This window comes from Candidatus Poriferisodalis sp., from assembly GCF_965208555.1.
In the GTDB taxonomy this organism is placed as follows: Bacteria; Actinomycetota; Acidimicrobiia; order Acidimicrobiales; family Poriferisodalaceae; genus Poriferisodalis.
Genome location: NZ_OZ242342.1, coordinates 1,347,670 through 1,366,178, shown reverse-complemented (window position 1 = coordinate 1,366,178; position 18,509 = coordinate 1,347,670). Strand labels below are relative to the sequence as shown.

The 18,509-nt window shown below is 61.1% G+C and carries 11 protein-coding genes; 6 read left to right on the top strand and 5 right to left on the bottom strand.

What is annotated here, in order from left to right; translation table 11 throughout:
• Window positions 1-18: 18 nt before the first annotated feature.
• Both ACOGXE_RS06320 and ACOGXE_RS06315 read right to left on the bottom strand, forming a co-directional pair.
• Complete coding sequence (locus tag ACOGXE_RS06320; RefSeq protein WP_419933102.1) at window positions 19-456, bottom strand: ASCH domain-containing protein; 438 nt, start codon at window positions 454-456, stop codon at window positions 19-21.
• A 105-nt stretch (window positions 457-561) separates the two neighbouring features.
• Entirely contained in the window at window positions 562-1,866 is a 1,305-nt protein-coding gene (locus ACOGXE_RS06315; protein ID WP_419933101.1) for a KAP family P-loop NTPase fold protein, read from the bottom strand.
• Between the two features lie 80 nt (window positions 1,867-1,946).
• Between ACOGXE_RS06315 and ACOGXE_RS06310 the strand changes: the two genes are divergently transcribed.
• Window positions 1,947-2,771, top strand: a complete 825-nt coding sequence (locus ACOGXE_RS06310) for a TIGR02391 family protein (RefSeq protein ID WP_419933100.1) — start codon at window positions 1,947-1,949, stop codon at window positions 2,769-2,771.
• Window positions 2,772-2,814: 43 nt separating this feature from the next.
• Here ACOGXE_RS06310 and ACOGXE_RS06305 read toward each other — a convergent pair whose 3' ends face one another.
• The 3 genes from ACOGXE_RS06305 to ACOGXE_RS06295 all read right to left on the bottom strand — a co-directional run bounded on the left by ACOGXE_RS06305 (window position 2,815) and on the right by ACOGXE_RS06295 (window position 5,897).
• Window positions 2,815-3,249 (bottom strand): hypothetical protein, encoded by a 435-nt coding sequence (locus tag ACOGXE_RS06305; protein WP_419933099.1) that lies wholly within the window; start codon window positions 3,247-3,249, stop codon window positions 2,815-2,817.
• On the bottom strand, window positions 3,246-4,427 hold the full coding sequence (locus tag ACOGXE_RS06300; protein ID WP_419933098.1) for a hypothetical protein: 1,182 nt from the start codon (window positions 4,425-4,427) through the stop codon (window positions 3,246-3,248). The genes ACOGXE_RS06305 and ACOGXE_RS06300 overlap by 4 nt, the downstream gene beginning before the upstream one ends.
• Before the next feature lie 237 nt (window positions 4,428-4,664).
• On the bottom strand, window positions 4,665-5,897 hold the full coding sequence (locus ACOGXE_RS06295) for a tyrosine-type recombinase/integrase (protein ID WP_419933097.1): 1,233 nt from the start codon (window positions 5,895-5,897) through the stop codon (window positions 4,665-4,667).
• Between the two features lie 317 nt (window positions 5,898-6,214).
• Here ACOGXE_RS06295 and ACOGXE_RS06290 point away from each other — a divergent pair, with 317 nt between their 5' ends.
• From ACOGXE_RS06290 to ACOGXE_RS06270, 5 genes are all read left to right on the top strand, one after another.
• Window positions 6,215-9,052, top strand: coding sequence for a DEAD/DEAH box helicase family protein (locus ACOGXE_RS06290; protein ID WP_419933096.1), 2,838 nt, complete (start codon window positions 6,215-6,217; stop codon window positions 9,050-9,052).
• 20 nt (window positions 9,053-9,072) lie between these two features.
• Complete coding sequence (locus tag ACOGXE_RS06285) at window positions 9,073-11,667, top strand: DNA methyltransferase (protein ID WP_419933095.1); 2,595 nt, start codon at window positions 9,073-9,075, stop codon at window positions 11,665-11,667.
• 91 nt (window positions 11,668-11,758) lie between these two features.
• On the top strand, window positions 11,759-13,084 hold the full coding sequence (locus ACOGXE_RS06280; protein WP_419933094.1) for a DUF4365 domain-containing protein: 1,326 nt from the start codon (window positions 11,759-11,761) through the stop codon (window positions 13,082-13,084).
• A 284-nt stretch (window positions 13,085-13,368) separates the two neighbouring features.
• The gene (locus tag ACOGXE_RS06275; RefSeq protein ID WP_419933093.1) at window positions 13,369-14,535 is read left to right on the top strand and encodes an argonaute/piwi family protein; all 1,167 of its coding nucleotides are present in this window, start codon (window positions 13,369-13,371) and stop codon (window positions 14,533-14,535) included.
• A 625-nt stretch (window positions 14,536-15,160) separates the two neighbouring features.
• Entirely contained in the window at window positions 15,161-17,662 is a 2,502-nt protein-coding gene (locus ACOGXE_RS06270) for a TIR domain-containing protein (protein ID WP_419933092.1), read from the top strand.
• Window positions 17,663-18,509 lie beyond the last annotated feature (847 nt).

Sequence of the window (18,509 nt, the reverse complement as noted above, 5' to 3'; positions counted from 1 at the left end):
CCGCCCCGTCGCTGATCTCTACGCCGTCAGCAGACGCTTGCGCTGGGCGTCGCACACGTAGGCGAAGCTCTGGGGCGGGCGAAAGCCGTGAGCCTGCCGAAGCGTGTGCAGCGGTATCGGGGCGGCCAGCGGCTCAGGGCGCTCCAGCAGCAGCGCCACGCCGCCGTCTCGGCCGTCGAGGTAGGAGTCGAACTCGGTCCTGGACAGGGCGGTGTCAGCGCCGTGCCGTCGCCACAGCTCGTCGGTCGGATACCAGGCGACACTTCGGACCACACACGTACCGACGAGCGCTCGCTCACTGCCCGACGCGTACAGCAGTGCCAGCGTGGGATCGGTGATGCGCGGCATGACCCGTCGCACTTCGACGATCTTGGTGCCAGCCAGAATCGCCTCGGCGAACCTTGGCTTCAGCGAGAGCACGAGCGCCCGTGAGGGATCGAGCGAGTCCTCAGCCATAAACAGCGCGGATTCTCGCGAGGCGCTATCTGACGAAGCCATTGATCTCGTCACCTTCGCATTCGTAGCAAGGGCCGGCCGATGGAGGGCAGTGGGACTCGGCGCCTAGATCGGCGCGGCGATCTCGATGATCTTGTGCAGAGTCTCCACCGCCGACATGGGGGCGAAAGTGTGCCGCCGTAGACCTTGCAGCAAGCCGTAGGTCGACTTGGCATCATCGATCTCACCCTTGCGAATCGACTGGTAGTACTCCACGAAAGCGTTCTCGTCACGGGGAACTTCCTGATCGCCGTGCAGCAAGAGCAACACTGCGTCTAAGAAGGTCATATCGAACATGGCCTCTGTCTTCGTCAGGTGCTCGCGCATGACGAGCAGGACTTCCCCTGTACCTGCGTCGCCTGCAACGAAGCGCTCGTAGCTGTCCCGGTCCAAGTACCGCAGCGCCAGCATGGTGATCAGTTGCAGCGGCCAGATCGGGTTGTAGTCCCGTGGCGGCAAGGCCAAATTGGCCTGCCGCACGATTTGCTCGATGTCGCGCAATCTGCCGCCGCAGTTGTCTGCGAGCAGCGTCAGCACCACTCGTGGCGTGTTGGATTCATCACCCAGAATGCGCGTGCAGTCCAGCAACGAGTCGCAAATGCTCGTCATGTACGCGGCCCATTCGACCGTCGTCGGCAGCTGCAACTGCATCGACAGATCAACGAAACGGCGCAGGTACCCGTCAACATCGCACTTGGGCCCGTACAGGGTCTCAACAGCGTGGCCGAGTTCCTCACGGTTCACGCCGAACACGATGACGACCCCGTCGATGTCGAACAGGTGGCGCGCCTTGTTGAGTAGATCGAGTGCGTAGGTCGGTTCGCAGCGGTCAAGCTCGTCGACGAGAATCACGAGCTTCTTGCCAGCTGCCTCGATTTCTTCGCGCAACGAAGCCCTGAACTCCGCAACGCCGTCGTCGATGTCGGCCCATTCTTGGAAGACGACGGGGCTGTCAGCCTCAATGGGTGCGACGATTCCTCTCGTCAGATAACCAGCAGTACGCCAGCCGGCGTGCCTCGCGGCATCTTTCACTTTGTCCCAGCTGCCTCGATCAGCGAGTCGCGTGCTTAGTGCCGCAACCAGGTCGATCAGCGGCCGCCCGGTGTGCCCCTGCTGCCATGCGTTGAACTCGACTGCCCACGCACCAAGTTGGGACATGCGTGAGGCGCACATCCGCAGAAACGACGACTTGCCTGTTCCGTAGGCACCCTCGACAGAGACCACCAGTGGCCGCCGTGCATTCTGGATGATCGTGCACAACGACTCGACTGATTCTTTGCGGTTGAGCCGGTCGTTGGCGAACGGATCATCGGGTGGGGACTCGAACTCCTTCGGGCGAAGATCAACAGGGCGAGGGTCTGCATCGGACATATGCGGCGCTCCTGAATCGAAGTCGGGTCAGGCTATGGACCGTGGGTAGACGGCATTCGGCTGCGCCGTACCCTCCGCCCGTGGCTCCGACGCAGGTCGATCCATTCGACGCCGACATCATCCAGGGCGTTGCTGACGTTTTGGGCGAGACCAGGGAAGGACTGACGAATTCCCAGATCGATCAGGCACTCGCACAGACCCGCATCCCGAACGTGAGTCCCGGCATCACCAAGCGGCACCGCATCTTCAACGCCCTGGCGGCGCACCAGAACAAGAACGGCAACGGCAAGAGCCTCGTGGCGCTCATCCATACGACGATGGCCTCGGTGCGATACCGCAACGAACAAGCGCTGCATGCGCGCCGCATAGCTGAGCTCAACGAGGTCCTGATCTACGCCGGTCTCGCCGTCAACGAGGAGGGCCGTGTCATCAGACTCAAAGGCGGGGCCGCATCCACTCTTGACGAGGCAGCTCAGCGCGCCGGAAGCATCCGCTCGGAGCTGCGCCGACGTGGAACCCATCGACGGGTCCTCGACTACTGCACCGATGAGCTGCTGCAGAAGAACAACTTCCACGCCATGCTCGAGGCCTCCAAGAGCATCCCTGCCCGTCTCCGAGAGATGGCCGGCATCCAAGGGGACGGCGCGTCACTGGCGGATACGACCCTGTCTCCGGGGAAAGGGCCGCTCGTAGCGATCAACGACGGAGTCTCAGAGACTGACCGAGGCGAACAGGCCGGCTTCGCCAACCTCGTCAAGGGCATCCTGGGCATGTTCCGCAACCCGGTCGCTCACGATCCTCGACTCCACCGGAAAGTCACAGACGACGAGCTGGTTGAGGCTTTCACGATGATGTCGATGGTTCATCGACACCTCGACACGGCTCGTCGTGCGCCGGCTCCCTAGAAGTCGCGGCGAGGACACCTCACCCAAGTACGCCAGTCTCGCCCTAGCGACGTCCCAATGCTTCTGAGATGTTCCGGTTGAGGGTCAGGGCATCTGCTGCGAAACGCTCGAGCCATTCCGTCGTGATCCAGTAGACGCGAGACGACTCGGCCTGAAGGTTGGGCTTGTGCCGACGCAGCCGTTGCAGGGATTCGCCGGTCTCGCTGATCTGCTGAGTAGCGGGATGTGAGTGCGCTATGTCCTCGCGTCGAGAGACGATTTCCGAGTACCGCTCGGCAAGGGCGCTCAGGTCACTGTCGTGCCCCCATCGTTCAGCCAAGAGATTGCTCAAAGTGCGTGGAGTCAGCTTCGACAGCGATGTGACGGTTCTGCCGGTCTCATCATGGAGTGTGTAGATGACGAGCCACTCCAAGTGGAGGAACGCGTACTTCGCCCAGCCGAGCGCGACGAGGTAGTCATCGTCTGGTCGCACGCTCAAGTCACTCGGCGTATGTGTCCTGACCGGAACCAGTGCACGAGCAGCGCTGCACACTGGACGAGCATCTGAGCCGTCTCGACGGTCGCTTCGGCGGGCTGGTTGGGATCGCCGTGCCGTCGGTACCCCTTCCAGATGAGGTCCATCATGGCGATGGCTGCATCGATGTCGTCTGACGCGTTCGAATCGGTTGTCCACTTGTGCGAAGCGTCGCTCATCGCCGTGATCATCTTGCCGAGCGTCGTCCGCGAATCACGTGGGGTCACGACGGGCTTGGCCGCGGCCTCGATTGCTCGCACAGCCTCGTCGCATGCGGCGGTCGGTTCCGGTTCGCGTCCGAATGCCAGTGACCACGCCTGCCGCAGATGATGCGACGCCGAATCGGCATCGCTGGTGGACACTTCAACGAGCTCAGTGAGTTCGGCGGGCTGCCGAAACTGCAACTCGTAGTCGCCGTTCTCGTCGACTCCGACTCTGTACACGCTGCGGGCTTCGTCCAGCATTGTCTGCAGCTCTGCTGCTACCGACTGATGCGGACGAGCTGCCAATGCGCTGTCGATCGCATCTAGGAGCAGTCCGTGGTCCTTCACGAGACGACTCATCAGATCCTGATGGCGACGGGGCAACACTTCTCCGAGAATGCGCTCAAGCCGATCGATGCCATTTCGTCGCGCGTACGTGCCTCCCGCTTCGCTGTAGAAGTACCGCTCGGAGATCCAGACAAAGAGTGATGGCATCAAGCTGTCGGGCACGCCTTCTTGAAGAACGCAGAAGGCGTCAAGCTTGTCCTGGTCCTGTCGGACTGAAAACGGCGGCTTCACCATCTCGCCTACTTCCATCACATGTCGTTGACGTCCGAACGCAGCGACGCTGCTTCCCGCAGTCGATTCCGTTTCCCCCACCCGGAACTTCTGCGGCCACGGTTTGATGCGAAATGACAGCGCGAAACGTGGCCGCGCGATGGTCGCGCGTCCGGCGACACGCAGCGCGGATGCTCTGTTTCCGGCTGTCAGTGGACCGCTCCGTATGCCGCTGGGGACGTTCTCGGTCGGGGATGGGCTCCGCCCGCACCTGTCCTGTCGGCACTCCGGCTCATGGAGCACTGGTAGCTGAAGTTGACCTCGGCGCAGAGGTTGTACGCCGCTGCCTCTGAGATCGGTTTCTCGGCCCCGTGAGGACAAGGGCATAGGCGTCCGACCGGCAAGCCGTGGTGATCGGAATTAGCAGATCGCGCGCTCGAGAAGGGGCCGATTCATCGAGAGAAACGCTCAATGAGGCCTTGTCCTGGTGCTCTCACACAGTCAAGATCGCAGCGGGGACAACTGCCGTTATCCATGACCTTGAGTCCCCTTGGCAGGCCGAATCCGCAGAGTAGCAACGCTGCCGAGGGCGGTCCGAGACCGAATCGCTCCTGTGGATCAAGTCGCCAGAGGCGGCTGGCGGGGATCCCGCGAGTGCCTGTAGAACTGCGCGACGGCTCCCCGATCGGCGGTCTCATTGCGGGTGTAGTGCGCAGGCATCGTCGGGGAACGCCACCGTCCCGCGGTCATCAGGCTTGGCAGCTCGACGCCAATCCGTGCAAGGTCCTGAGCCATGCCGACACGAGGTGAGTGCCCACTGAAACCGTCGCCCAGACCGGCCGCCAGGGCAGCCTTCTTGATCCGCAGTGAGATCTGATTCGGGCTTAGCTCGAACACACGGAATTCCGTTGGGGCGCCGTTGCGAATCGACGCAAGTGCAGCCATGGTCTGCGGCGAGACGAACACGACGGCGCCTTCGCCATCGGGGTCGGTCTTCGAGCGCCGAATCAGGAGCCGGCCGCTGCCATCGGACACCGTCTCGATGTCGCTCCAGGTCAGCGCAGCACATTCGGAGACTCGCAGCATCGCGTCGCGCATGAGCCTCACGAGAGCGATGTCGACGCTTCCTCTCCTGGCGGCAGCCTGTGCGCTCTCGCTTCTGCCGTTCTTGCCGAGACGTGGTTGGCAAGCGGTTGCTGCGATTGCGTCGAGTGCCTCCGCGGTGAGGCCCTTCGCCTGTTTCTGTGCCTTGCCTGCCATCCGAGTCGCTCCCCGCAGCGTTCTCCTGACATCCGGGTGGCTGCACGGGTTCTCAAGGCCGTAGTTGCTGTGGACATAGGCGATCGCTGCCGCGGCCACACGCAGCGTGGCTGGCTTGTGGCCGAGCTGCCCGAAGCGCTCGGCCAGGTATGCGGCGACGTGCTCAGGCTTGGCAGGGAGTGCCCGGGCGCCCCGAGTCGTGGCCCAGGCGGCGAATCTCCTCCATTGGCTCCTGTAGCTGCGGATCGTGTTGTGGGTGACCTCGTGGCGGAACAGCCCGTTCAGGTTTTCGGCATCGGACTCTGTGAGCGAGGCGAGGTCGGAAACTTCGTTGTAGGCGGGACATTGGAGGAGCGGGTCTGGAAGCGCTGGCTCATCGGTGACGATCGTGCCTCGGACCACTTCTTGCCAGCAGTCGGAGCGCTGCGGACTGCGCCTTGCCGTCGCGTCCTCGAGTCCCGACAATCCGGGTAGGTCAGACCCCTCACGAGAGCCGTTGGCCTCGTTGATCTGAGTGACCTTGTTCGGCGGTGCCGACGGGTGCGCTCCCGCGAGCCCAGTACCGGAAGCTCGCCCACGTGGTGTTGTCATGCGCTGACGCTGCAAGCGCAAGACCCTCGCGAACGGCACCGACAATGCGTGGATTTCGCAGAGTTACGCGTATTCATGTGAGGCCAGTATCCGGGGGATAACGGCAGTTTCACACCGCGGTCGGCCGCTGCTGGGCAGAACGGCAGTTGACGGAAATGGCCGACGAGCTGGCGGAAGCGGCCACAGAGGTCGACTACGACCCGTCAGTTGACCCAATCCTCTGTTCGCCTTTCGAGGAGCCGCATAGCTATTGGCCGCTCGATCGGACTGGTCGCGCCCTCAGCGGGATCAAGCCCGAGTCGGGTCGCCGTCCTTCGATGCTGCTGAGCCCTGTGCCCGACGACCAAAAGCCAGGCCATCTGCAGCTCTCGCTCGACGACGACGTGCACCTGAATCGGTTGATCAACGACATTCGCGGCAAGGTCTCGACGTGGCGAGCCGGCGGCTACCAAGGCGCGACGTCGGTGACCATCCGGCTGCTGGAGCACTGGGCCGACGAGCGAGGCTGCAAGCTCCGCCCGTTCTTCGCTCAGCGCGAAGCGATCGAGACCCTGGTGTGGCTGCGCGAGGTCGCTACCCGCCAAACCGCAGAGCGGCGCGAGCTCGAGACGCTGTCACGCCAACACAACGACGAGATCGTTCGCCATGCGGTGAAGATGGCCACCGGCACCGGCAAAACCGTCGTGATGGGGATGCTGATCGCTTGGCAGACCCTCAACGCCGCACGCACCACCCGTCGGCGCAACATCCAACACGGCGAACGATTCCTCGTGCTCACACCCGGCCTCACCGTGCGCAACCGCCTCGCCGAACTGAAGCCATCCAGCCCGCACAACGTCTACGAGGAAATGGGCCTGGTGCCTCGCGACCTGCGGCCGGTGCTGAACCGTGCCCGTGTCGAGATCATGAACTTCCAGGCGTTCACCCGTCAGAACCTCAACATGCTCGGCTTCCCGCGCAGCGGGTCCAAAGGCGGCCGAGCGCATCGTGACTTGATCGGACGGCCCACCGGCGACGAGCACCTCGAGAGCTACGAACAGTCCGCCCAGCGGGTCCTCAAGTCGCTGCTGACAGCCAACGCATACGGCAACCTCGTCGTGCTCAACGACGAGGCCCACCACTGCTACCTGCCCAAGTCGCAAACCCAACGCAGTGCCGAGGACAAGAAGGAAGACAAGCGCGCTGCGGTGTGGTTCAACGTCTTGCGCAGCTTGCGAGACATGGGCCAGCTCGGCGAGGTGAACCAGTACGGCCAAGCCTCGGTCGTATACGACTTCTCGGCCACGCCGATGTGGATCGACACCTCGGGGCGGGCCACGCCCGATCCGTTCCAATGGGTCGCATCGGACTTCGGCCTGATGGATGCAATCGAGTCCGGGCTGACCAAGGTCCCACGAGTGCCCGTCGACGACGACTCGATCCAAGAGCGAACCGTCTGGCGCAACCTCTACGAGGCCACCGACAAGAAGAAGATCCCGAGGCCCAGCGAGGACGGTCCGGCCGCAGAAATCCCAGTGCCGCTGCGCACCGCTCTCGACGCCCAGTACGACGACTACAAAGTCCACCTAGCGCTGTGGTCACGCGTGCGACCCGAGACAGCGCCGGTGATGATCGTGGTGGCGAACACCATCGACAACGCCAACGCCCTGTACGAGCACATCGCCGGCTGGGAAGACAGCGACGGCATCCTGCGCGAAGGCGCCTACCCGGAACTCTCCAACGTCGAGCAAGGCCAGTACACAGACGACCTGCGCACCATCGTCGTGCACTCGAACCTCGACGACAGCAGCGATCTGCCGGCCAAGGCGGCGAAGCTGATCAAAGCTCAGGGGCAGCGCCTCAACGAGCGGCGAGGACGCTCCAAGGACGCGCTCGAAACCGTGCGTGAGGTCCTGAACACGGTCGGCAAAGCGGGACGGCCAGGCGCCCGGGTGCGCTGTGTGATCTCGGTGGGCATGCTCACCGAAGGCTGGGATGCCCGCAACGTGTCTCACATCGTCGGCTACCGGGCGTTCTCGACGCAGTTGCTGTGCGAGCAGGTCACCGGCCGTGCGCTGCGCCGCACGTCCTATGAGGACTTCCGATTCGACGGCACCGGAAGGCTGCGTCCCGAGTACGCCGAGGTCGTGGGCATCCCGTTCGAGTTCATGCCCTCACGGGGCGGCAACATCGGCACACCTCCGGTACGCCCGGTCACCCATGTGCACACAGTGCGAGGGCGGGGGAGATACCGGATCGTCTGGCCGCAGGTGCGTGAGTACCGGCGGGTCACGCCCAGCCTCAAGCTCGCATTCGATGAGTCCAAGTCGAAGGCGTGGAAGCTGAAGCCGCCGTCGGGTGCGTCGAAGACGGTGCTCAGGCCGCATGTCGGCGAGAAGAAGATCCTTGAGGCCAAGAGCCGGCGCGGTGAAGCCGAGTTCAGGATCGCCCAGGACATCGTCGCCGAGTTCCGCAGCAGCACCGATGACGACACCGACGGCACGAGTCTGTCGCTGTTCAGATCGGCTCGGCGCATCGTCGGCCAATGGCTCAAGCTCGACTACGTCGAGTGCGACGACCCCGCGCTGCTGCTCTCGGAACCCCAGCAGCGCCGCGACGCGGTGCTGACGATTCTCGACGCATGCACCAGCGAACGCGGCCACGAGCATCAGCGAGTGGCAGTGCTGGACAGCCCGCCGCGAGTCGACACCAGCGATGTCAGTTTCGACACCACGCTGGAGCACATCCACGAGGCGAAGCGCAGCGAGCTCTCCCACGCAGCGTGCCACTCCAATCTTGAGAAGCAGGTAGCAGCGATCCTCGACACCCACGAGCGGGTCGAGGCATGGGCACGCAACTTCCAGACCAGTTGGTCGGTGCCGTATTTCTTCAACGGCTCATGGCGTCGCTACGAGCCCGACTTCATCGCCCGCCTCACTGACGGCACGAATCTGATCGTCGAATGCAAGGGTGTCCGCGACGACAAGGCCATCGCAGCCGAGACCTACGTGCTGCAGCACTGGATTCCGTGCGTCGCCGGCACTGCGGCATTGCCCGACGCCCTGCGCCGCTGGTCCTTCGTGGAGATCCGGGACGCCAAGTTCGCACGTCACCAGATCGATCAAGTCGGCGGCGCGACGCAGGAAGCCGAACTCGCCTTAACGGCGGCTGATTGACCACCCCAGAGGGCTCAGCGATGGCGAACGACTCGTACAGGCACAAGGCGGCCACCCGGCGCAACAATCCGACGCCGGAGACCGAGTCGCTGATGACGGACGAGGATCGCAAGCCCAAGCCGTTCACGATCGACCGACACGAGATCGCCACACCCGTGCTCGCTTGGCAGCGAGAAGGTGAGACATCGGCGCTCACCGGAGACGCGCCCGAGGACGCGCTGCTGCGCATGGAGGCGCTGCCGCTGTATGTGCGGGAGAAGATCGCGCCGTCGGAGTTCGTCAATCAGCTGCGCAAGCCCGACAGCGGAATCCAGCTCAGCACCGACGACTTCAACGGGCTGCCCGAAGGCGCCGACCCGCTCAACTTCTACGAGCACTCCGGCAACTGGCAGAACCGTCTGATCCACGGTGACTCAGCCGATGTCATGAAGAGCCTCATCGCCAAGGACGGTCTTGCCGGTCAAGTGCAGATGATCTACTACGACCCGCCGTACGGCATGTCGTATCAATCCAACTTCCAGCCGACCACCGACAATCTCGATGTCAAGGACAACGACAGCGCCGTGCCTGCGGGAGACGCGCTGCCCATCCGGGCGTTTCGGGACACGTACCGCAACGGCGTCCACTCGTACCTCGACGGCATCCACAAGCAGTGCGTCCTCGCCCGTGAGCTGCTCGCAGACAGCGGTTCGCTGTTCGTCCAGATCGGCGATGAGAACGTCCACCGGCTCGGGGTGCTGCTGGATGAGGTATTCGGCGCAGGCAACCGCGTTGCAACGATCACATGGCGACCCACCGGCATGCCCTCGGCCAAGCTGCTCGGCGAGAGTGCCAGCTACATCCTCTGGTACGCCAAAGACAAGGACCGGATCAAGTTCAATCCGGTTTACGAGCCGCGCGACCGGCAGGCTCACATGGACGATTTCACGTTTGCAGCGGGATTGGAGGTCCGTGGCAAACCGGATCGCGCCCCTACGAAGGATGAACGCAAAGACGTTGGACTCTTGCCGAGCGATGCGCGGCTCTTCAAGCGCTCGAAGCTCACCTCGCAAGGCTTCTCAACCACTGGCAGATCCGTCGACTACTGGTACAACGGTACGTGGCATTCGACCGGGCCCACGAGCCAATGGCGCGTCTCGGTGCACTCCCCTCAGCGCGAGAACGGCGAGCCTCCCCCAGATGGCGAACCGTGTCCAGGCGATCCTGACGGTCGTCAAGACGAATGCGGCATGTGTGCACTCAAGCAACAGGGCCGACTCTCCGACATGGGCACCTCGCTTCATTGGAAGCTCTTTGAAGAGGAGCGACCCGGTCGCAAGGTTGACAATGTCTGGCACTCAGTGGCCGCCCCATCCAAGAAGCGCTACGTGGTCCAGACGGCGGACCGCATTGTTGAGCGATGCCTCTTGATGACCACCGATCCGGGTGATCTGGTCGTGGACCCAACCTGCGGAAGCGGTGTAACCGCTGACCTCGCCGAGGAATGGGGCCGCCGGTGGGTCACCTGTGATGCGCAACGCGTAGCGGTCGCCGTTGCCCGCTCTCACCTGCTCTCGCGCGTGTACACGTGGCACAAGATCGCCGACGCCGGGTTAGACCCCGCTTCGGGCTTCGTCGAGGAGACAATCCCCCATGTCACGGCCGCCACGCTCGCCTACGGCACGGTTGAGGATCCTGAGAATCAGATCCGGCTTGTCGATCGCACCAGCGTCGATACAAGGCGACCTCGCATCTGCTCGGCGTTCACGGTCGAGTCGATTTCCCCATACACATACCTGCCGCTCGATGAAGGCACACAGAGCGACCTGCCGATAGCGGACCCAAACGATGCCGAGACGCTGTTGCAGTTGCTGCGCACTACGCCTGTATGTGATTCCGAAGGGCGACCGATCTTCGATGTTGTTGAGACGATCCCGTGGCCCGACACGAAACTCGTCGGCTACGGGGCACGCTGCGCGTCAGCAACTCGTGAGGGTGAATTCACGGCGGGCGTGACGATCGCGGCGGCCGATGCGACCGTCACCGTCGAAGTCGCCCGTCGAGCGGCAATCGAAGCCCGCGACAACGACCCGAAGTGCGAGAACCTGATCATTATCGGCTACGACTTCGAAGCTGGCATTCCTCCGGCGGTCGGCCCGGTCCACGTGCACCGCGTCGTCGCCTCGCGAGATCTGCGCCTGCCCGAGACCGTCAGCAAGTCCGCTGACGGCGGCTCTTTTGTGCTGCTCGCTGAGCCCGATGTGATCCTCGGCACAAGTGACGACGGCGAGATCACTGTCGAGCTGCTTGGCTGCGATACCTACGACCCGGCCGCGAACCGGGCACGTGGCTACGGCACCGACCAGGTCGAGTGCTGGATGCTCGACACCAACCACGACGGCTTCTCGTTCCGAGTGCGCCGCGCCTACTTCCCCAACGGATTCCGCAAGGGCAGCGACATCAAGAAGCTCATCGCCAAGATCCCCAAGCGCGAACGCGACGAACACGCCCTCGACAACGTCCAGTCCACCGTCTCGCAGCCGTTCGCACCGCCCGACCCCGGCCGCAACATCGCCATCAAGGTCATCACCACCACCGGCGCCGAAATGACCACCACCATCGACGACGGCTGGTAGCCGGCTCTCATGACCCGCACCCGCCGAACGAACTTGTCACACCCCTTCGCCATGCTGTAGCTGAGGTCGGCACGTGTACGCGAGGAGAAGCATGGCTCTACAGAAGACCTATACGGAAAGCGACCAGATCGGCGAGGAGGGCCAGCGTCTTGCTGCGCTCACGGTGACGCAGCTCGGCCACATCTGGCACGACCGACGCGTTGATCATGGTGTTGATGGTGCGATCGAGCTGGTGGACCCGCTCCGGCGAGCTGCGTCGAATGTGCATCTGATGGTGCAGAGCAAGGCGACAGCGAAGCGCTTTCCTGGCGAGACGACAAGTTCGTTCCACTTGCTGCTGGATGCCAACGATGTCACCTATTGGCGCGGAGGGTCCAACAGGGTGGTTGTGGTGTGCTCAAAACCAAGAGACGGCGACATCTGGTGGGCGCCGGTGGACCGGGCTACACCGCCGCCGCCTGGACGCAAGTCGTGGAGGATTGAGTTCGACAAGGAGCAAGACCGTCTCGACGCGAGCACCGTTGACCAGCTGCTGACATGGGCTGCCAACGATCGGCCGGGCCAGGAGATCTCCGGACGTCAGCGCCGAACAGAGATCCTTGAGACCAACCTCCTGCAGATCACAGACATGCCGCAGGAGATCTTCTTCGGCCCAACTTGGCAGTCGAATATCCGCCGCCTGGGCCCGGCCCTTCGAGAGCGGGGTTATATGAGGACCGACTGGATTCTCCGTGGTGGACAGATCTACAGCTTCACGCGGCCAAGGCAGGGTGGGCTTCGAGATTTCCTTGACGGTGGATTCGAAACCATCGACACCCGCGAGTGGGCCCAGAGCAAGGACAGCGACACGACTTCGATGTTTGCCGACCTGCTCCGTCAAGCACTGCTGGAACAGGAGCATCGCAACCTGCGCTATCACTCGAAGAAGAGGCTGTTCGTGTTTCGTAGCCCACGCGACGGCCGTGATGCCCTGAGAGTGAAAGTTGCCCCCAACAAGCCTGGTCGCACCGTGTATCAGCGCTACTTCAAGGATGACAAGGAGACTGAGCCGAAGGACTGCCGCCACTACGCCGCAGCTGTGCGGTTCGTGGACACCGATGTCGGCTGGGCGGCCGAGATAAATCCGACTTATCACTTCACCTTCGACGGCCAACGCGACCTGCCATGGGGCGAGGATCGAGTCAAGGGCATGAAGAAAATAGAAAAGAACGCCGCGGTACGCGGGCTGACGGGATTCTGGGGGGAGTACTTGGGACGGCCTCCCGAACTCGGCGAGGGTCAACGACCGCTCCAGTTCGGCCATCTGATGCAGCTTCAGGTCGAGGTGGGAATCAACGACAAGGATTGGCGGCCGTCTGGTGGCGACGAGGAAGGCCATGCAGACGACGGCCTTAGTCAACAGGAACTTTGGCGATGAGAGCGACGATCTTCGACGAGCCGCGTTTGGACTTCGCTCACGGAGGATCACACCAGGATCCCCGCGCAGGAATCGCTGACTATGGACCAGTTGATCTCGGCACTCCGGCCGCGCCGGTGAGAATTCGAGTCGGTCTAGTCGGTCCTGCAGACGCCGTTGCGGGCACTCGCCGCTGGCTCGAGAGGTGCCGTGAGCCGATCGAGGCCAAGGCCAACAATCGACACCCGCGACTCTTTCAGGGCTTTCCCGGGTTCAACGCTGAGTGCAGCTTCCGCTCCGAGTTGGTGTTCGATGACACCCTGACGAGGGCGATATCGCAGCGGCAGCTGGATCGAATCCTCACCAAGCCGATCAATCTGGCGACAGCCGAATGCGTGGACGTATATCGCCGTGAGATTGCGGACCTCTGTGACAAGGGTGCCGTAGACGTGGTCATCGTGGCGCGCCCTGACGATCTTGAAGATGACGTACCGAATACCAAGAGCGCCACGGCCGCGAAGGACGAGGCGAGCACCAAGGTCGACACGACTCGCGTCGACTTCCACGATCTACTGAAGGCTTCCTCGCTCAGTTGCGGCGTGCCACTGCAAGTAATGCGTTCGACCACCTGGGATCCTGACCGCGTCACGGCCAAGAGCCGATCGCGGCGGTCGCGGTCCATTCAGGACGAGGCAACCCGGGCGTGGAATCTGCACACGGCGTTGTACTACAAGGCCGGTGGTGTCCCTTGGCGCGTCCAGCGTCAGACCACAGATCTCGACTCCTTGTATGTCGGCGTGTCCTTCTTCCACACGGCGGACCGCGCAGAGGTACACACATCCGTCGCCCAGGTGTTCGACGAGCGCGGCGAGGGCGTCGTCGTGCGCGGCGGGCCCGCAGCCCGTCACAAGGAGGACCGGCAACCCCATTTGAGCAGACCTGATGCCGAAGACTTACTAGGCACTGCGCTCGACATCTACGAGCGCGAGCACCAGCACTTCCCGGCTCGTGTGGTGCTCCACAAGACTTCGCAGTTCGACGACGAGGAACTGACCGGATTCGAGGCAGCCATCGACCAACGGCACATCCGTCAACTGGATCTGTTGTGGATTGTGGACGCGAGCGAGGGAGTCCGCTTGTTCCGCAACGGCGATCACCCGGTGCTGCGGGGTACGTTCGCCACGGTCAAAAAGGACCGGCACATCCTCTACACGCGGGGCAGCGTTGACCTGTACCGGGTCTACCCAGGCATGTACATCCCAACCCCGCTCGGCATCCGGCCAGCAGTAGCCGAGCAGAGCATCGAATCACTTGCCGAGGAAATCCTCTCCCTCTCGAAAATGAACTGGAACCAGAGCCAACTAGACGGACGGCTTCCGATAACGCTGTCAGCGTCCAGGAAGGTCGCGAGGATCCTCAAGAATCTGCAAGATCAAGAGCCAGCTGCCAGCCGCTACGCGATGTACATGTAGCACTCGGTTGGGCCAATCTTCCCCGCCGTGCCGGCGAATTTCCATGCGCCTGGGTCCCTCGGCCAGAGGCCGACGGCAGGGTCCGCCTGCAGCTCTAGGAGCACGTCTGCAACTGCCACCGACACCGCAGCTCCGTCAGCGGCCCACCCTCATCGCGCGCATACAACCTCACGCGAAGCGACAGCTAGGCGGCTAGACGGCGATGCGGCCGGTACAGGGCCGCCGTCGGCGAAGGTCGCTTGACCGAGTACGGCCGGAGGTGGTCTGTAGTCAGTTCAAGAGTTCAGGTCACTGAGTGAGATCACGTTCCTGACCAAGGCGACCCTGAGATCGCCAAGTCCGGTGCCAGGACCCGAGTCATTCGGCGCTCCTCGAGGCGGAGCAGTGCCGTCCTGCTTGTCTCCACCGCCGTGCAACTCGCTGACGAATCTGGCTCCGCCCAACCTCGCAACCACTACTTCGCCGTCATATGCGCATTCGTCACCCGCAAGCTGAATCAGCACGATCTCGATTACCGTGCGTTCAATTGCGGATAAAGTCTCGCGCCGCACTTCGCATGAGCGATGGCGAGTTGACAGCGAGGTTCAGTCGCGCGAATCTAAGCGGTCCCGCACAAGGAGTTCTTGTGACCAAGAATCCCCGCACGTTTCGCGTCCGTCTCTTCTACTCGTACTCCCATCAGGACATTGAGTACAAGGAGTCAATGGAGAAGGTACTTGTCCAGTTGAGGCACGACGGGCTACTCCAGTCGTGGTCCGACTCCGAGATCCTCGGTGGAGAGAGTATTTCGGCATCAATTGACACTGAAATGCCCCAGTCCCACATCATCGCATTTCTCCTGAGTCCTGACTTCATTGCGTCCGAAGCGTGTCGCAAAGAGTGGGAGGATGCTAACCAGCTCGTCCACAACGGTGATGCCATCACCCTCTTACCTATCATTCTCCGACCTTGCGCATGGAAGGACCTTACAGGTGGCGATCTGAAGGCGCTACCACGGGACGCAAACCCAGTTTCACTTCATGAAGATGAGGATATAGCGTGGCACGACGTTTACGAAGGCATTAAGGCAATCACGCACAGCATTCGGGGGACGCACACCGTTAAATCAGCTTTCTTGAACAAGCTGAATACTGCGACCATTCCGTCCGTGCAACCGTTACCGCTGGATGACATTTATGTGTTCCCGCGGCTAGCATCGCAGTATGAGGATACCGAGAGTGGCGAGCTCTACGAAGAACTCGTGGAGTCGGCGCCGCAACTCCTGTCACGCAATCGCACCATCGTTCATGGACAAGAAAGATGCGGTAAAACCACGCTGGCCAGCCACCTCACGCTCACTCTTGTCAATGCGGCCAGACCAGTATTGTTAGTCGATCTAGGCGATTTCCAATATCGTTTGAATGAACGCAAACTGCGCGAACAGTACGAAGAGCAGTTCGACGGTGATTTTGACATCTGGATGCGGTCGTCTGATAAAACACTGATAGTAGACAATTTCTCGCAAGATGCCAAAAGCCTCGATTTCGTAGCTGAGAAGCTTGACGATTTCGAGCGAGTGATTTTGTTGACATCTTCCGATCTGTTCCACGCGTTCTTGGATGATGATGTCAGGTTGGCAGACTATGGCGAACTCTACTTTATGCCTCTGACGTTTCGTCAGCAGGAACAGCTGATTCGCAAGGGCCTGGCAACTCTAGAGCTCAAGTCTCCCATTACAGATCAGCTCGTGGACCAGGCGGAAGATCGAGTCAATTCAGTTATTGTTACGAACAAGTTGGTACCTCGCTATCCATTTTATGTGATGGCCATTCTCCAAACACTCGATATCGCAGGCCGGGATGAGACTACAGTTACCTCATACGGCCACTGCTATTACTTGCTCATCGTCGTGAGTCTCAAGCGAGCCGGCATCTCGGAGCGGGATGATTCCCTCAACGCTGCCTTCAATTTTGTCGAACATCTTGCGAGAGAGACGTTCGTGGCCCGTTTGACAGAATCTACTACGCGACTGAACTTTGACGAATTTATTGAACGCTACGAAGAACGATATATCGTTCCACGTTCGCTCATCAGTAGACTCACTGACGAACGCTTTGGCATTCTTGACAAGTCGGGCAGGTTCAAGAGTTCCTACATGTACTACTACTTCCTTGGCAAAGTGCTGGCTACCGATGCCGAATTCGCAAAGGAACATATCGACAACCTGGCGGAGCGGAGCTTCATCCAAGGGAACTATCTCGCATTACTGTTCACGATCCACCACGCGCGTGATGAAGAGGTAATCGACGACATCTTGATCCGAACGATGATTGAGTTTACGAGCGTTCCTGTAGCGTCTCTAAACAAAAAGGAGACGTCGAGGTTCTCGAGCCTCGTAACGACAATGCCGGAGCGAATTCTCTCTGAACGATCTGTCGACGACGAACGTGCCGAGGAGCGCGATCAGAAAGATGAGATGGAGGAAGAGAGTGTCGAAATTGAGCCTGATCCGTCAGCCGAAGACGTAGACACTCCTGGCAACAACATTCTTCGGGTACTCAAGAACAACAAACTGCTGGGCCAGGTGCTGCGCAACCAATACGGTAGCTTGGAGAGGCCGAGGATTGAACTCATCGTCGAAACTATCACAGACAGTTCGCTTCGGCTAGTTAATATTCTGCTTAGTAGCGATAGCGAGATCCACAAGAATGCCGCGAAAATTGCCGCTGAACACCCTGAGGCAAACGAAGAGGAGATTCGGCGAGGATTACGCTATCTTTCGCTGGTTTGGACGATTTGGAACTTGCTGCAAGCTGTTGAAGCCATCAATGTGCCCAATATTCGAGATGCCGTGTCAAACGTCGTCAAGCGCCATGGAACTCCGGCATATCAGATACTGGGCTACTTCAACGAGATCGACAGTTTGCCGCGACTCACCAAGAATACGGCTTCTAATCTGAAACGGTTGATGGACGGAACCTCGGACAGATTTGTGCAAATGTTGTTGTCGTACCGGACACAAATGTACATGAATACACATCGAAGTGACGAGAGCGTTGAACAAGCGATTTGCGCGGCTCTGAAGATCAAGTATAGCCCGAAGCGACGAGCGCTAATGGCTGCACGCCAAGAAAACCGGCGAAGCTAAACGTGCGGCTTGCAGTGTCGAATCTATAGTTGCGACTGCATTAGCCTCTTGATGGTCGGCGAGGGCTCTTGGTTGGGATTTTTGATGAATTCCGAAACCAGTGTGATCATCTGCTGATCTAAAGGAGAAACCGCGACCTTTCCTGTGCGCATTCGCTTTGTAGCCCCCACGACGTCATGTGACAGGTTTTGACGGGGATTGTTCATTTGGGGTGGTTCGGAGATCATGAGATAGCGTTTGTAGTTTTCCATCATGTTCTTGCCTCTGTGTTGGTGGTTGGTCCCGTAGCAGGTGCTCCGTTATGTAGCGCTTTCGTACGGTTGATAGTGTCCGGCCCCTCCAATTGCGAATCCGAGATGCGACTGGGTGAAAGGTCGTCCTGCGAGATTGCAACAGAAGTTCGTTCGCTGGTCCACAACTCGGCGTCGGCTGACTCGTTAATCGCTGGAATGCCTGCGATGATGAATGCGCTGCGATCGACATGCGACGTGCTTGGCTCGGACACAGAGACGCAAGCTAGTACGCGGGCTCCGACGTAGCCCCTGAATTTCTGAGCCCGCTGAGCATGGTGGACAGGCTGCCGAACGACTCAGGGAGAGTCGGCTTCCGAGTGGCTGACCAATTGGGCGTGCTCACCGTTGCAGGCCAGTTCAGCGTCTCCGCCTGAGCCGGAGACGCTGGTTGGTCAGGTAACCGAGTGCGTCACGATTGGCGGGACCCGTGGATGTCTTGCGGCCGAGTCGTCGGCGTCGGAGCAACAGCTGCTCATGCACTTCGAACACGCCGGCTTCGGGGGCGCGCCCCGATTCCTCGATACCGAACTCGACGGCTCGATCGTGCTCAGCTA

Excerpts from the sequence above, each read along its gene's own strand:
- ACOGXE_RS06320 (WP_419933102.1), bottom strand. The coding sequence starts at position 456 with ATGGCTGAGGACTCGCTCGATCCCTCACGGGCGCTCGTGCTCTCGCTG.
- ACOGXE_RS06315 (WP_419933101.1), bottom strand. The coding sequence starts at position 1,866 with ATGTCCGATGCAGACCCTCGCCCTGTTGATCTTCGCCCGAAGGAGTTC.
- ACOGXE_RS06295 (WP_419933097.1), bottom strand. The coding sequence starts at position 5,897 with ATGACAACACCACGTGGGCGAGCTTCCGGTACTGGGCTCGCGGGAGCG.
- ACOGXE_RS06290 (WP_419933096.1), top strand. The coding sequence starts at position 6,215 with ATGCTGCTGAGCCCTGTGCCCGACGACCAAAAGCCAGGCCATCTGCAG.
- ACOGXE_RS06285 (WP_419933095.1), top strand. The coding sequence starts at position 9,073 with ATGGCGAACGACTCGTACAGGCACAAGGCGGCCACCCGGCGCAACAAT.
- ACOGXE_RS06280 (WP_419933094.1), top strand. The coding sequence starts at position 11,759 with ATGGCTCTACAGAAGACCTATACGGAAAGCGACCAGATCGGCGAGGAG.